Source organism: Clostridium sp. D46t1_190503_E9 (assembly GCF_015555225.1).
GTDB lineage: Bacteria > Bacillota > Clostridia > Clostridiales > Clostridiaceae > Clostridium.
Genome location: NZ_JADNKB010000004.1, coordinates 1 through 16,615, shown reverse-complemented (window position 1 = coordinate 16,615; position 16,615 = coordinate 1). Strand labels below are relative to the sequence as shown.

Genomic DNA, 16,615 nt, shown 5'->3' with positions numbered 1-16,615 from the left:
TATTAAGCTACTACTTCTGATTTTCTTCCTTCTATCTTTTCTGCTATTTTTTCTCCAACATTTTTTAATGCTACGGAAATATCTAAAAATACTACTAGTATTATTCCTAGAATTAAGAAATCTTTTCCTATTATGCTATAGTTGATTACATCTGCAGAAATAACTTCTCTTAAAGCTTCAACTGCATAAGTAAATGGCATATATGGATTTATTACTCTAAAGAATTTAGGTACTACTTCTAATGGGAATGTACCTGCACATGCAGTAAGTTGAAGTATTAATAAAACTATACCTAATAATCTTCCAGCATCGCCTAATAGTGAAATTAAACATTGAATAATTGAAACAAAAACTAATGATAAGAAAATATTAGTTCCTATATATGCAACTACGTTACTTGTCTCTAATCCAAGCATTAGTACTACTATACTTACAAGAACAGCTTGTAGTACACCTACAAATGCATAGGATAAATATTTTCCTACTACTCTATCAAACTTAGATAAATTTTCTTCATCTTTTACCTTAGATGGTATTACGAAGAACATCATTATAGCACCTATCCATAATGAAAGTGGAATAAAGTATGGTGCAAAACCTGTTCCATAGTTTGGAATCTTGTTTATTGAATCAAAAGCCATATTAATTGGCTCTGATGCAAATTCTCCCATTGTGTCTGATGGATTTACTAGACCATCTTTCATCTTATCTGCACCTTCGTTTAGCTTAGTTGTTAATTCATTACTTCCATCATGAAGCTTTTTAACTCCATCACTTAACTCTGGAACACTTGATGTTAATTGTGATATACCATCATTTAATGCTTTTTGTCCACTTACTAATTGATTTGAACCATCAGCAAGTTTAACAGAACCATTTGCTAATTCATTTGAACCATTGTAAAGTGCTGTTATACCTGATGCTAATGTTGGAATATTAGATTTTAAAGCACTAGTACCATCATTTAATTGTGATGCTCCTACATTTAACTTATTTAATCCAGTATTTAGATTTCCCATATTATCTGAGATAGCCTTTAATCCTACTCCAAATTCACTAGTATTAGGATCTAAATTAGCATATAAACCATTTAATCCTGCATTTAATTGTGATACTCCCTCTTTAACAGTTCCAACTTTTGAAATTAAGCTACTAGTTCCTGTTGCTAAGTTTTTTGATCCTTGTGCATAATAATTTAATGATTTTTCAAATGCCTTAGATCCTTCTGCAAGTCTCTGAATCTTAGGTGCGCTTTCTTGTGAATCACTTTGAATCTTATTTATAATTTGTAGTGCTTGCTGTATTGACTTATTCTTATCTTCTTCGCTAGTAGAAGGACTTACTGCATTCTCTAGAGCTTTTTGTATCATCGCTGTTGCACTTGCTGAGTCTGAAACTCCATTTATTAATTCGTTTATTCCAGTTTCTATTTCTGAATATCCTGCTACTAAAGGATCTGAACTAGCAATTACTCGATTTGTTCCTTCATATAACTTAGCTATATCCTCTTGCCCTGCTGATAATCCTTCATTTAGCTGGTTAGCTCCAGCTTTTAATTGGCCAACAGCTGGATATATTTTTCCTGTGTATGCATTATATATATTTTTGCTTCCATCAGCTAATTGGTTTGCTCCTGATGAAGCTTCAGAAATTCCTGACTTTAAATCGCCTGTTCCTTTTGCTAGTGCATTTACTCCATCACTTAATGTTGGTACTTTTTCATATACTTGTCCAAGTCCTGAATTTAAAGCTTTAGCTCCACCTATTAGTGTTCCTATACCATCATTTAGCGCTACTTGTCCATCTAATAATTGATCTGATCCATCACCTAGTTTATTGGCTCCATCAACTAATTCTGGTACTTTTTCATTCATTGTGCTTAGACCATCATAAATTTGTTTACTTCCATCAGCAGCTTGAGTTAATCCGTCTTTAGCTTCATATAAACTATCAAATGCTACTTCTACATAATTACTAGATATTTTTTTAGTAATCTTAGCTTTAAGTTCAGCCTCTACTTTTGAGTTTATTTGTGATGCTAAAAAGTTTTTCTTATCATTTGATATAAAATCAACTTTTGCTACTTGTGGTTCTCCTTCTTTGGCTGATATTATTTTTGATGAAAAATCTTCTGGAATTACTACTTTTGCATAGTACTCTTTTCCCTCTAAACCCTTATTGGCTTCTTCTTCAGAGGCTATTTCCCATCCAATCTCCTTATTATTCCTAAGTTCATCTTCAACATCTTTACCATAGTTTACTTTGGCACCATCTAAGATAGTCCCTTCGTCTTTATTTACTACTGCAATGTGAACATCTTCAAGTTTTGCATATGGGTCCCAGAATGCATATAAGTATAATAATGAATATAATAGCGGTACTACAATAATTGCAATTATCGATACTCGTATGAATCTGTTTTTAAATATGCTCTTGATGTCTTCCCCTGCAATCTTTAGGAAATTCATACAATCACCTTCTGTTAAATTTTTTATACTGATTAGTCAGTTAATCAATATGATATATTTATACTACTTTTGTACTGAGTAGTCAATATAATTTTTAAAAATATATTTATATTTTTTCACTAATTTTTGGAACATAATCGAAAATTATTTATTTCATCTATTTTATTTATTTTATCTATTTTATTTATTAAATTTATTTGATTTTAAGTCATACTATATAACATATACTCTTTTATTTAATAAAAATAAAAAGATTAGATTTATGCTTCTCAATATAAATCTAATCTTTTTATATTTATAATTTAAATTATTTATTACTTTTCCTACTTCTCATTTATTTGAGTTGATCATGAATTATTTTCTAATATTCAAAATCAATATTACTAAAGATACATCTTTAAGCTCCATTACTCTACATTTTTAATTATCTTTGCTGGATTTCCACCAACTACAACATTATCTGGAACATCTTTTGTAACTACTGATCCTGAAGCTATTACTACATTGTTTCCTATAGTTACTCCTGGATTTATTGTTGAATGTCCGCCAATCCAAACATTATCTCCTATAGTAACACTTTTTCCATACTCATATTTTAATCTTTCTATTGGGTTTATTGGATGTGTTGCTGTATAAATATGTACTCCTGGTGCAATAAAACAATTTTTCCCTATTCTTATTTCACATACATCTAGCATTATGCAGTCAAAATTAGCATAAAAGCCATCTCCAACATGTATATTATATCCATAATCACATTTAAAATTAGGTTCTATATATAAATTTTCTCCTGTAGACCCTAAAAGTTCTTTTAAAATCTTTTTACGTTCATCTCGTTCTGTTTCTATAGTATTATTAAATAGTCTCGTTAATTTTCTTGCTCTTAATCTCCCATTTTTTAATTCTTCATCGCTTGGATCATATGGTAACCCCTGAAGCATTTTTTCTTTTTCTCTCATATATTCTCTCCCTAAATATTTTTTTATTATTACTTATTCTTATAAACAAAAACCTTATTTATGTACTGCTAATTTATTATAGCTTAATAAAGTAACAAATATTTATATAATTTTCTATAAATATTCGTTATTTATTAGATTAATATTTAAATTTAGAAAATAACGATTTCATTATCTTTTTACATTAATTCCATATTCCAGGTATCTCATAAATTTTTCCACGATCTCTTCATGATCATATTGACCTTCATTTATAATTTCATAAAGTGCAGAAGAAACTAATACACCTATTAATCCATAGCTTAATAATATTGGATCATCATTTTCTATAAATCCTCCATCCATTACAGCTTTAAACTTAAGTGAACTTTTGCTTATAAGAGTCTTTATTTCTTCTCTTAGCATATTATTTCTTTCACCAGTTCCCCAAAGTTGACTGATTATTACCTTAAATAAATCCTTATTTTCATAAACATATTTAAGTTGAACTTTAGCTGAAACTTTTATTATTTCATATGGATTTTTAATATCTTTTGTTGCTTCCTCAATTTCTTCATTTATAAGGTTTATTCCCTCTTTAATTATAAACATAAAGAGTTCTTCCTTACTTTTAAAGTGATAATATAAGCTACCCTTTGCTACACCAGCTCTAGCTACAACTTCATCCATTGTTGCTCCTGTATAGCCATAATTTGAAAAAACCTTTATAGCTGATTCAAAGATAGCTTTTTTAGTTTTATTCATTAAGATCTCCACCTTCTTAAAAATTATCTTTTCGTATTCTCCCATAATAATCTATCACATTTTTCTCGTACTCTTCATTAAGCTTATTAGAGCTTAAAACAAAATCAGCTGTAGATTTACTCATTGCAACTATTACATCATATAATACAGCTATTCTAAGCAAAGCCTTAACATCTGGATCATGAGGTTGTGATGTTAATGGATCCCAAAAGAAGATCATTATATCAATATCTCCATTTACAATAGCAGCTCCAATTTGTTGATCTCCTCCCATCGGTCCACTTTTAAATCCATGAACACTTAATCCAGTTTTTTCGCTAATTAGCTTAGCTGTTGTACCAGTTCCACAAAGTGTATGCTTTTTTAATATTTCCTTATTTTCGTTTACCCATTCAATTAAAGCTGACTTTCTATTATCATGAGCTATAAGTGCTATTTTTTTCGCACCACCCATTTTATATTCACTCATACTTCTCCCCCTAATTCTATCTATGCACAAATTTAATTAATATATTTTTTGATTAATAATATACATATTTAAATTAGTACCATATCAAATATATTTTTAACAATTATTTATTTACCATTACTAAAATTATACATAACTAATTATTAATTTACAATGTTACTGATTTTTTAAATTATATTTATTATGATTTTTTAAATTTTCATTCTTATTCTCTTTAATATTATTACTCAAATTTATCTGCTGAAAAGTTAGGAGTAAAAAGCAATTTATAAAAAATGCCATATTACTGATATTGGCTTTTTCAGTAATATGGCTAAATCTTATTATTATTGTGTATGCGTATTTATTAAATTATTTTTGTATTTTAACTTCAATCATATCCTAATTTATATGCACAAATATCCTAATTTATATACACAGTTTTATATTATAACTTCTATATTAAGGCTTCCTTTATCCCTTGGAATTATATCATTATTAGTATTTTCTCCATTGATTATAATTCCTTTATTATCACCACGTTTAACTTTTATTTTATAATCTTCTTTATCATTTTTAATATTTATATCATATTCATTCCACATTTCTGGGATACATGGTTCAATTTTATAGCCTTTTCCTTCTATTTTCTTTAAGCCTAATATATCTTCAAGTCCTACTTTATACATCCAGCCTGAAGCTCCTGTATACCAGCTCCAACCACCTCTTCCACCATGAGGTTCTTTAATATATACGTCTGCTGCCATTACATAAGGCTCTACTTTGTAATTTCTTGCTTCAAGTTCTGTATTAGAATGGTTTATAGGATTTATCATGTTATAATACTTCCAAGCCTTATCTCCTAAACCAAGCTTAGTTAAAGCTAAAATAACCCATACTGCTGCATGTGTATATTGGCCTCCGTTTTCTCTAACACCTGCTACATATCCTTTTATATATCCAGGTTCTAAAGCAGACTTATCAAATGGTGGTGCTAATAATTTTATAAGCCCTTTATCTTTATCTACAAGATATTTATCAACTGCTTCCATAGCTTCTTGTGCTCTTGATAGTTTTGCTGCATTTGAAATTATTGACCAGCTTTGAGATAAAGAATCTATTTTGCATTCATCGTTTTCTCTTGATCCTAGAGGCGTACCATTATCAAAGTATGCTCTTCTATACCAGCCTCCATCCCAAGCATTTTTTTCTAAGTTTTCTATTATGAATTCTTGGAATGTATTATATTCATCTTCCTTTTCATTATCTTTCTTATATTTACAAATTTCTTTAAATCCATCTAATATCTTATATAAGAACCATCCAACCCAGACACTTTCTCCTTTTCCCTTGTTTCCTACAGTACTCATTCCATCATTCCAGTCACCACTACCCATAAGAGGAATATTATGCTCTCCAAACTTTAAGCCTCTATCAATAGCTTTTAAGCAATGTTCGTATATAGTTCCATTTTTATTTGATTGATTTACTATAGTATATCTTTCATCTTCTCCATTTCTTAATGGTTCATCTTCTAGATAAGGAGCCTCTTCATCTAAAATACTATAATCACCTGTAGATTTTATATATTCAATAGTTACATAAGGTAACCATAATAAATCATCTGAAAATCTAGTTCTTATACCTGAGTTAATTACTGGATGCCACCAATGTTGAACATCTCCTTCAAGATATTGTCTTGATGCACTTCTTAAAATCTGTTCTCTTGTTATAGTTGGATTTAATATACCTATAGACATAGAATCTTGCAGTTGATCTCTAAATCCATATGCCCCACCACTTTGATAAAAAGCTGTTCTTGATAAATATCGACAACTTAAAGTTTGATACATAAGCCATCCATTTAACATATAATCCATAGATGCATCTGGTGTCTTTACTTGTATATTTCCCAGGAAATTTGACCAATATTCTTTCACTTTTTCTAGTTCTTCATCAACATTCTTTATATTGCTATATTTATTTATTTTTTCTTGTATTAATTTTTCATTTTCTTCTTCACCAAATATTATTACAAGTTCTTTTTCTTCACCAGCTTTTAAATCTATATCTAATGAGGCTGCTAAACAAGGATCATAGATACTACCAGATACATTATTCAATTTATTTTTCAGTAATGCTTCTGGACTACCTAACTCTTCTCCAACTCCTAAGAAACTCTTTCTATCACCGGTAAAGCTTTGATTATCTTCACCATTTATAGACAAATAAGCTTTTAGTTTACCAAAATATTTTGAATAAGGATTTTGGCCATATATATATTGGCCTTGGACATGGGTGCTTATATATTTAGCACTTCCATAATTATATACACCAAGTACTAACTGAGCATAGTAAAACAATGATATACTTTTATCTACATTTGATAAATTCTTAAGGGATACTTTACATAATTTCAACTTTTCATCTTGAGGGCAAAATACTTTCATTTCACCTCTTATGTTATATGCAGTATGTTTGAATGTAGAGAATCCAAAACTATGTTTTATAATATATTCTCCACCATCCCTTATTGGCATAGGGGTTATTGTAAAATATGCTCCGCTATTATTATCTCTTATATATAAAGCTTCACCTGTTGGATCTATTACCCAGTCATTGCTCCAAGGCGTTATTTTATTTTCCCTACTGTTTCCACACCAGGTATAAGTTGAACCCACCTCGGAAATATGGAATCCAAAATCCTTATTAGAAACTACATTTATCCATGGTGCTGGAGTATTTTCATAGTCTTTAAGCCTTATAACATAACTTTTATCAGATTTATCAAAACCTCCATATCCATTAAAGAACTCTAAATCACCAACATTTAAATGTTCATTTCCAAATTCAGTTTTCCTTACTTCTTCTAATTTATACTCTTTTTCTTTATTAAAATCATTAAAGTCATTAAATTCATTAAATTCATCGTACTCCTCTCGACTTAATGATTTTTCTAGCTTTTCTTCATTTAAGTTATTAAATTTATTCTTTTCTAAGATATTTTCTAAGTGTTCATTCTTATTTATTTCTTTATCCACAAAGTTCTTTACATAATCACTTTCATTTATATTTACCTTTATTCTATTAATAGGAGCTATATCTTCATTATTTTTGTATTCATCAATATTATAATTTACAGCTTCTACTAATTGATTAGCTAAAGTTCCTTCTTGTGAATTAATATATAGTTTAGAAATACCAATAATAAAGTCTCTAATATCATCTCCCATAGTTGACTTATTATGAATGAAAATACCACCTGATTTATTTATATTTTCTCTTTCAACAGAATTTTTAACTGTTGATATAATATTTTTTTGAAGTGGCTCTTCATATGATATTTCTTCTTCATTGTAAATTATTAAATCTGACTTTATTCCCTTGTTCTTGAAATAATAATGCATGTTTATAACTTGCCTTAATAGATCTATATCATCTTCACCTTCAATAGCTAATAAAATAATAGGTAAATCTCCTGATATTCCATAAGCCCACAAGTTTTCTTGATTCATACTTATATTTCTTATATAATCTTCTCTATTTTTTCTACCACTATGTAGATATAAGATATAAGAAGCTAAGCTTTGATATATATTTGCTTGTGCTGATCTAATTCCTATATGCTTAAGTTCTAATTGATTAGAATAATTAAAAGCATCTGCACTCTTTTCTATCATTGGAACTTCTTTATATCTTTTAATAAGCTCTAATACCTCTTCTTTAGATTCTCCAACTCCTGTTAAATAGTAAATTTGCTTTTCTTCTCCAGGGCTCAAAGTAATCCTACTTCTCATACTCATTATAGGATCTAGTACTGTTCCAACTGTGTTTTGAAGTGGAGCATCATTATCCATAACTTCTGGTGATTTTAAGCTTCTATTTCTTCCTATAAAGTTTAGTCTTGATGTTTCATAAGTTAAATCACCATCTAACTCAAAATTAGTAGCTATAGTATGGAATATATAATGAGTAACTGCACCTTCAGCTCTTGGTCTTCTATTACCTATTAAGCTTTTAGTTTCTTCATCATATTCAGTACTTATAAATAAATTAGAAAAGCTTGGATGTACTGCATCAGCTTCAAAAGATTGTAATGTTACTTCTAGATAACTTGTTATTTCTAAAGTTCTTAGTTTTTCGCCTGTATTTTTTAAAGATAATTTTCTTACTTCCAAGTTATCCTCACAAGCTACTGTAACTTCATAATTAGTTTTTATATTTCCATCTATTCTTTCGTATTTGGCTTTATCAAGGGTAAATTCCACTACATAATCATCATTATCTTCCTTGCATGGCTCATAAGTAGCACTCCAATAGTCATTTGAATTTAAATTCTTTATATAAAAGAACATTCCGCTTGAATCGGACGTGCTATCACCCTTCCATCTATAAACGGTCATACCATCTTTTTTAGAATACCCACTACCACTATCAGTAATCATCGTAGAATAACTTCCATTTGATAATAGTAAGACTTCTGGATTTTCTCTTCTGCTTCCTCTAAATAATCTTGGAATAAAATCTTCTTTTTCTAATTTTTTATTATTAACACTACTTATATCAACTTCTCTTTCAAATGTTATATTTTGAGGAATCTTTTCTTTTAATAAAAGCTCTACTGCCTTTATTTCTGGAATACTATGAAATCTTTCTTTTAGTATATTGTTATTTATAACATTATCTAGAGCTAAAAGAGACATCCCTAAATGGTGAACCATATAACATCTAACTTCCTTAGCTTCATCCTTAGCTTTTTCTTCACTATAATCTATTGCTTCGATAAATCCATATCTTCCATAAGCTTTATTATCATATAATCTTCTAAGATTTTCTATTGATCCCTTTTTATCATATGGAAGTGTCATTATAGATGAATAAGGAGATACTACAACTTCTTGTTCAAGGCCCCTCTTTAAACCTATTCCAGGTACACCAAAGGCTTTATATTGATAATTTTGAGCAACATCAAATTCATAATAAGCAGATTCTGATATTCCCCATGGGATATTCTTCTTTTCGCCATATATCTTTTGCGCATTTACAACTGAAGAATAAGTTAAATCCCATATAGTATTTTTAAAATCCTTCATTATTTGGAATGGCATAAAATATTCAAACATAGTACCACTCCAAGAAACTAAACTCTTTTGACCAAAGACCTTTGTCATATTCCTACTTAAGTTATACCAATGTGACTTAGGCACTTCACCTCTTGCTATTGCTAAAAATGATGCAATTCTAGCTTCTGATGCCATTAAATCATAATAAGAATTTCCTAGTGATTTTTCTTCAACATTATATCCTATTGCAAACAGGCCTCTATTTTCGTTATATAAGAATTTAAAGTTCATATCTTTCATAATGCTATCTATCTCAGATGATAAAAATTTAATCCTTTCATCAAACTCCTTTAGCTTACTTACCTTTTTATTTAATATTTCCTTAAACTCTTCGCCTGAAGCATTCTTTATATCTTCTAATAAATCTATAAGTTGCAATAAACTTGGAGCCTTGTAACTCTTAAATAAATCTATTACTATTTTTTCTATACCATCAAATATAAAATCATAAAAATCTATCTTTGTTTCTATTTCTCTTTTTAATTTCTTTATCCAATAGTATTCTTTTTTAGATTTTTCATCATTTTTTTCATTCTTTTCTAATTTAGCATTTATCCTTTTTAACTCATCTACCAGTATATTTTTATATTCTTTTATATCTATAATGTCAGGTAATCCATCATAAAACTCTTCTTTTTCATCTTTCCTAATTAAGTCATATGTATCCTTTATTGCTGAAACTTCTTTTTCTCTTATTATTGGCTCTTTACTAAAACTTTTTATAGTTTCTTTAATTATCCACAAGTATCCTAAAAGATTTCCACTATCTACTGTTGATACATATCTTGGCCATAGTGCTTCTTTTGTTTTGGTATCATACCAATTTAAATAATGACCATTATACTTTTCTAATCCCCTCATTCCATCTAATATTGATTCTAATCTATAAATAACTTCTCCTATTGATATATATCCAAAATCATAAGCAGTTAAATTAGTAATTAGTCCCATACCAATATTAGTTGGAGATGTTCTATGGGCAACTCCTTTAAAAGGCTTTTCTTGAAAGTTATCTGGAGCTAAATAGTTATTTTCTTCATTAACAAAATCTTCATAATATGCCCATATTCTTCTACTACTTTCTCTTAAGAACTCCTCATCCTCTATATCTAATCTTTCTCTTATAACTACTTCTTCTTTTGATATCTTACATGCTATTGCAGGTGCTAAAGCCCAAAGAATAGATATTAACAATGTGGCTATTAAAATTTCTATGGAATTATCTAAACTAAGTAGTAATACTACTAAAGCTATTCCTATTGATATCCACATTTTTTGATAATACCACATATAAGTATTTTTAACTGATTTCTCAACTTTATCGGCAGTTTTCCATTGAAGCAAATTCTTTTTAGATATAACTAATCTATAAATTGTTCTTAATATAGCATCAAGCATTAGCCAAGCTTGATATGGAATAAAGCTTAATATCAATATTATTTGTTTTAAAGTTTTAAATGTTCCCATCAGTTTATTTTTAGGTGTTACAACGAAATCAGTTACAGTAAATACTAATGGAGTTATTAAAGCTAAAAATAGCAACACTGCTACTTGAACTGCTCCATTTAATACTGTTAATACTCCAATAAGTGCTAATAATAAACTTGGTGCAAGTAAACTCCTTCTAAGGTTATCGATAATCTTCCATTTAGATATTGTTGATATCTTCCTTGAAAAAGCAAAGCTTGCTATTTGCCAGTCTCCTCTTACCCATCTATGAAGTCTTAAAGCACTAGCTAAATAACTTGATGGATATCCATCAATAACTTCAACATCTGTTACTAATGCACATCTTGTTAGTACTCCTTCAATTAAGTCATGTGATAAAACTCTATTTTCTGGTATTTCATCTTTTAAGATATTATAAAAAGTATCTATTTCTATAATGCCTTTTCCCGTAAATATACCTTCTCCAAATAAGTCTTGATACGTATCTGATGAAGCTGTCGAATAAGCATCTACTCCTGCATCTCCAGCAAAAATCTCTGAGAAATATGTTTTATGCTTATCTTCTAAATTTACACCAACTTTAGGTTGCATTATACCATATCCTCTAACTACAACTTCATTTTCTATATATGGAGTATTTAATATATGCCCCATAGCCCCTATAAGCTTCTTTGCACTTCCTATAGGTAAAAATGTATCACTATCTAATGTAATTATATATTTTGCACTTTTTAATGATTCTATATTGCTACTTATTATATTATAAGTAGTTTTTTCATTTCCTCTAATTAATGCCATAAACTCCATGAGCTTTCCTCTTTTTCTTTCATAGCCCATGTAAACTCCCTCTGAGTCATTGTATAATCTCTTTCTATTTAAAAAGAAAAATCTAGCTTCTTCATCTTTTACATATTTTTTATTTAATTTATTTACAAATCTTATGCCTTCATCATTTATAACTTTATCTTGTGCTTCATTTTCATTCTCACTATCACTTAAATCTCCTAGTAATGCGAAGAATATATTTTTATCTCTATTTGCTAAGTAATATACCTCTAATTTCTTTAATAACTCAATTACACTTTTGCTATTACTTAATATTGCAGGTATCACTACAATAGTTCTTTCACTATCAGGTACACCATCTGAATAATCCATCTTAGGTATAAAGCTAACAGGTGTTACTTTTGCTATAAACCAATTTAGTAATGATATCACTACTTCACTAGATGGAACTATCATTAAAATGAATGCTAAAAAATATTGACCTATACTAAAATTCAATGGTATTAAATATGTTAAAAGTATTACTACTAAATCTATTAATATTGTTCCTAAAAATATGGTTGATAAATAAGTTGCCTTTGACATTCTCTTATCTATATTCTTATTTATATTAAATCTCTTTAAGAGATCTTCTATTCCATCATCTACTAGGTAATAGCCTATATGCCTCTTATATGAATCTTTGCTTTCTAAATGTAAGCTACCAAGCTCTAATGCAGTTTTAACCAATTCTATTTCTTTTATATTAGTCTTTCTAGATATTTCTTCTATCTTGTGCCTATAATAATCTTTTGTTTCAAAATCCATATCATTATAAACATTTGCCGGATCTTGTTTTAATATCTTTTCTATAATTGATGTTTCAGAGAAAAACCTCTTCCAATTAATAGAATCCATTACTCTTAAAGAATTTATAGTTATCCCTATAGATGTTGCTATATTTCCTTCTCTTATATGGTCCTTTAATATTTCCTTTTCAAAGCTTGTATTTTCCTTTTCCTTTAATCTATCTAGCGCAAACTTATATATTCTCTCATCTTCTACTGAATTGTCTCTTAATATACTGAAAAACTTATCTATAAATTCTGGAGAAAATAATCCATCATGAAGACTTTCATCGTCTCCCATATAATTAGTATTTGATTCTTCGCCTTTATCTATTTTATTATTCCTTAATGGATACTTATCTTCTAATTTAGAAAGCAATATATCTATCTTTCTATTACTATATGAGTCTATAACTGTATTAGCTAAATCCTTAGCTCCTAAACGTTGCTTTTGAAGAACTACCATATCATTAGTTATAACTCCTAAATTAATTATAAGTGCAACTCTAAGCATTAATGGAAATGCCCATAACTCCCCTATTGTAAATATTTCACTCTGCTCATTTATAAACTTTATAAGCTCATTTTCTTCAATTATATTTTGACTCTTTCCTATATAATTCTTAGCCAAAGCATAAATTCTTGGATAATTAATCCCATCAATATCGCTAATAGGAAGATTATTAAAATAATTAATTGGCAAATTAAACTTAATTGTCTTATATTCCTTTTCTATTAAATATATATTATCAAGCAACCATTCAGCAGAAGAAATAACATCCTCCCCGTGTTTAACAAGTTTATTTAAATATCTATGGTTATGGACAATTCCCTTGAATGCTTCATTTAACTCTGTGAGCACAGTTCTTCTACTACTGTTTAAAATCTCATCCTTCATAAACTTACTCCTCTCATTACTCATAGTTTAAAGTATTTTAAAAATAGGATAGGTTTATTATTTACAATATTGAAGAATTTTACTCAAAAAGAAATAAAAGAGTGAAAAAGTGAAATTGCTAATATAAAGGCGAAGATAAATAGATATGTTCCATAAGCTAAATAGCTTAGCAAAGAAGTACTAGGCTCGGAAAAACTACTATGCCAAGAGTTTTGGTTAACTCGCTACGCTCAAACAAACCAACAACACTAAGGCCTAGCAGTTCTTCCTTCACCAAGTACTTCTAATTACTCGCTATATGCTTATTTCACATATTCTATTTATCTTCGCCAACTATCTTTGACAATTAAAATTTTCAATTGAAGAATTAATCTCATTAATACATATCATTATGTTTAATTCTCAATTTATAAAAAATATTAATTTCCTAAACTTCGCAAGAGTTTATTCCTTAATTATCAATTGTCAATTTTTCATTTTTACAGTCTAATAAATTGCAAATCGAATTCTCCTTCACCTGTGTTATCAATATTTTCAAATATTAGTGTCCATTCCCCTACTACCTTATCAAATCTTTTTGTTTCTTTTAAAGCTTTATCAGATGTAACTTCCTCACTCCATTGTATATTTCCATTTGGGTTTTTAAGTTCAAATTTAACATTGCCTTTAGTAATGATTAAATTTATCTCTAATTTTATCCCCTTAAAATCTTCTTCAACGTTATAAGTATAAATATCACTTATCTCAATACCTTCTTTAATAGTATTATGTGCTGAACTTTGGTTTCTTACTATACATCCTGTCATCATGAATAAAATTATCCCAATTATTATTGATAAACCTAAATTCCTTTTTATCATATTCCCGCTCCCTCTTAAAAAAATTATGTATTGTAATAAATTTCCAATCAATTTATTTTCAATGAAATATTTAAGAAATTAAGGAATAAAAAAATTGATGAATGTGTTCATAATTATTATACCATTATTTATATAATTTTATTTTTTATGTAATTTATAACTGCAATTAATATATAATTAGAATATATATTAATGAGAATTTGTATTATAAGTCTAGTAGTTTTATTTTTAAACTAATTGATAAATTAGAATTTTAAGGAGGCATTGTAATGTTTGGAAAAGAAAAAAAAGAAAAGCGATTTATTATTAAAGAGGAACAATCCTTGGGATTTGGAGCAATATACATCGTCGTAGATACTATAACAGGAGTTAATTACTTGACTACTGTTGGAACTGGTATGAATGGAATGACACCATTATTAGATTCAGATGGTAAAGTAGTAATTAATAAATAAATTTCAATTTTATTAATAGTACTATAATTTACTTATACTTTTAGTAGCCTGTGCTGATAGATGTACAAATAGAAAGATGAGAAAAAAACTATGATTATATATTAATAAAAGAAACTAAAGATAGTTATTGGGAAATCCATGATTGAGGATATTAATGATACACTTAGTAAAAAACTCTTTTAAATAAGTAGAATTGAATATAATTAATATTTCGGTAGGGGGTTATAAAATGAGCTGTAAAATGTGTGAAAATCAAAAAAACATTAAGGATGACCCATATTTTATTATGGAACTTGAAACAGGGTATGTAGTTTTAGGATGGTTTCAAAGGTTTAGGGGATATACTGTTTTTAATTGTAAAGAGCATGGTCCTGAATTACACAACTTAGAACATTCTTTTAAAATAAAACATCTTGAAGAAATGTCTCTAGTAGCTGAGGCTATTTCTAACATATTTAAACCAGATAAGATGAACTATGAATTGCTTGGAAATGGATGTCCTCATATTCATTGGCACTTATATCCGAGAGTAAAAGGTGATACACCTATAATTAGCTCTGTATATCAATTATCAAACGAGGAATTATTTGATGAATCCACAAGACCAGATGAGGAGCAAAGAAAAGAATTGAAAGAAAAAATTAAAAATGAAATTGTTCGTCTACTTTTAAAATAAAAATTAAATAGGTTATAATTCACCTTCGTTGAATTATGAAAGAAGTTCAGAAATATTCCACCAATATATGTATTATTTTATTTTTTATGGAATTTACATTTGTAATTAATGTATAATTAATATATATTAATTATACTAAAGGGTGGGATGTAGTTTGCAAAATAATAAATTAATACCAATATCAATAATTATACTTACATTTTGTATGCTATTAAGTTTGATTTATTTAGGATATTCAATGCAAAGGATAACTAATATACAAACAGAAAAGATAATTGCAGATAATAGTGTTATGACTATATCTGAAGTTGCCAACTATCTTGAAATGACAGTTGAAGAAGTTCAAGAAATAATTAGCACAGAAAAAAATATGCTAAACTCAAACGGAAGTTATATGGGTATTATGTTTCCTTATTTTATAGTAGATAATAAATTATATTTCTATAAAGAACAAGTAAATGAATGGCTCAAAGATGTTTCAATTCAACATAAAGAATATGATACAAAAAAACACTTAGTATTTTAAATAAATTGGCAATCCTAATGCATTAAGAATTATAAGGGACCAATTAATTGACTGCTTTTTATAATTTAATACCAAAATTATTTTAAAACATAACTTGATATATAAAAATGAGGAATAAAATAATTTCAGAAACAATTCAGATGAGCTGAATTACAATGGATAATTGACAATGGACAATGAATAACTTCTTTCATAATTCATCTTCGTTGAATTATGAAAGAAGTTTATGAATTTAACACCAAGATTTGTATTATTCTATTTTATATGAAATTAATATATATATTAATTAGTAATTGTAATTTATTACGAATTTAATAAGGGGATTAATAATATGAAATCTATAGTTTATAAAAAACGAATAACATTTTCTATAATACTGTGTCTGTTAACTATGTT

General features: G+C 28.1%; 9 protein-coding genes. 3 read left to right on the top strand and 6 right to left on the bottom strand.

Features of this window, described 5'->3' with window-relative positions:
* Positions 1–2: 2 nt before the first annotated feature.
* The 6 genes from I2E83_RS05595 to I2E83_RS05570 form a co-directional block, all read right to left on the bottom strand.
* Positions 3–2,468 (bottom strand): YhgE/Pip domain-containing protein, encoded by a 2,466-nt coding sequence (locus I2E83_RS05595; protein WP_195428917.1) that lies wholly within the window; start codon positions 2,466–2,468, stop codon positions 3–5.
* 407 nt (positions 2,469–2,875) lie between these two features.
* On the bottom strand, positions 2,876–3,427 hold the full coding sequence (locus I2E83_RS05590) for a sugar O-acetyltransferase (protein WP_195428916.1): 552 nt from the start codon (positions 3,425–3,427) through the stop codon (positions 2,876–2,878).
* A 171-nt stretch (positions 3,428–3,598) separates the two neighbouring features.
* Entirely contained in the window at positions 3,599–4,171 is a 573-nt protein-coding gene (locus I2E83_RS05585; RefSeq protein WP_195266832.1) for a TetR/AcrR family transcriptional regulator, read from the bottom strand.
* Between the two features lie 16 nt (positions 4,172–4,187).
* Positions 4,188–4,640, bottom strand: a complete 453-nt coding sequence (locus tag I2E83_RS05580) for a methylglyoxal synthase (RefSeq protein WP_195266833.1) — start codon at positions 4,638–4,640, stop codon at positions 4,188–4,190.
* Between the two features lie 422 nt (positions 4,641–5,062).
* Complete coding sequence (locus I2E83_RS05575; RefSeq protein ID WP_195428915.1) at positions 5,063–13,702, bottom strand: glucoamylase family protein; 8,640 nt, start codon at positions 13,700–13,702, stop codon at positions 5,063–5,065.
* Positions 13,703–14,181: 479 nt separating this feature from the next.
* The gene (locus tag I2E83_RS05570; protein ID WP_195428914.1) at positions 14,182–14,562 is read right to left on the bottom strand and encodes a hypothetical protein; all 381 of its coding nucleotides are present in this window, start codon (positions 14,560–14,562) and stop codon (positions 14,182–14,184) included.
* 269 nt (positions 14,563–14,831) lie between these two features.
* Between I2E83_RS05570 and I2E83_RS05565 the strand changes: the two genes are divergently transcribed.
* The 3 genes from I2E83_RS05565 (at position 14,832) to I2E83_RS05555 (ending at position 16,219) form a co-directional block, all read left to right on the top strand.
* A complete protein-coding gene (locus I2E83_RS05565; RefSeq protein ID WP_195266836.1) occupies positions 14,832–15,017 on the top strand; it encodes a DUF6440 family protein in 186 nt (61 codons plus the stop codon).
* Between the two features lie 229 nt (positions 15,018–15,246).
* A complete protein-coding gene (locus tag I2E83_RS05560; RefSeq protein ID WP_195428913.1) occupies positions 15,247–15,693 on the top strand; it encodes an HIT family protein in 447 nt (148 codons plus the stop codon).
* Positions 15,694–15,847: 154 nt separating this feature from the next.
* Entirely contained in the window at positions 15,848–16,219 is a 372-nt protein-coding gene (locus I2E83_RS05555) for a hypothetical protein (RefSeq protein WP_195428912.1), read from the top strand.
* The last annotated feature ends 396 nt before the right edge of the window (positions 16,220–16,615 follow it).

Excerpts from the sequence above, each read along its gene's own strand:
- I2E83_RS05580 (WP_195266833.1), bottom strand. The coding sequence starts at position 4,640 with ATGAGTGAATATAAAATGGGTGGTGCGAAAAAAATAGCACTTATAGCT.
- I2E83_RS05575 (WP_195428915.1), bottom strand. The coding sequence starts at position 13,702 with ATGAAGGATGAGATTTTAAACAGTAGTAGAAGAACTGTGCTCACAGAG.
- I2E83_RS05595 (WP_195428917.1), bottom strand. The coding sequence starts at position 2,468 with ATGAATTTCCTAAAGATTGCAGGGGAAGACATCAAGAGCATATTTAAA.
- I2E83_RS05590 (WP_195428916.1), bottom strand. The coding sequence starts at position 3,427 with ATGAGAGAAAAAGAAAAAATGCTTCAGGGGTTACCATATGATCCAAGC.
- I2E83_RS05585 (WP_195266832.1), bottom strand. The coding sequence starts at position 4,171 with ATGAATAAAACTAAAAAAGCTATCTTTGAATCAGCTATAAAGGTTTTT.
- I2E83_RS05560 (WP_195428913.1), top strand. The coding sequence starts at position 15,247 with ATGAGCTGTAAAATGTGTGAAAATCAAAAAAACATTAAGGATGACCCA.
- I2E83_RS05565 (WP_195266836.1), top strand. The coding sequence starts at position 14,832 with ATGTTTGGAAAAGAAAAAAAAGAAAAGCGATTTATTATTAAAGAGGAA.
- I2E83_RS05570 (WP_195428914.1), bottom strand. The coding sequence starts at position 14,562 with ATGATAAAAAGGAATTTAGGTTTATCAATAATAATTGGGATAATTTTA.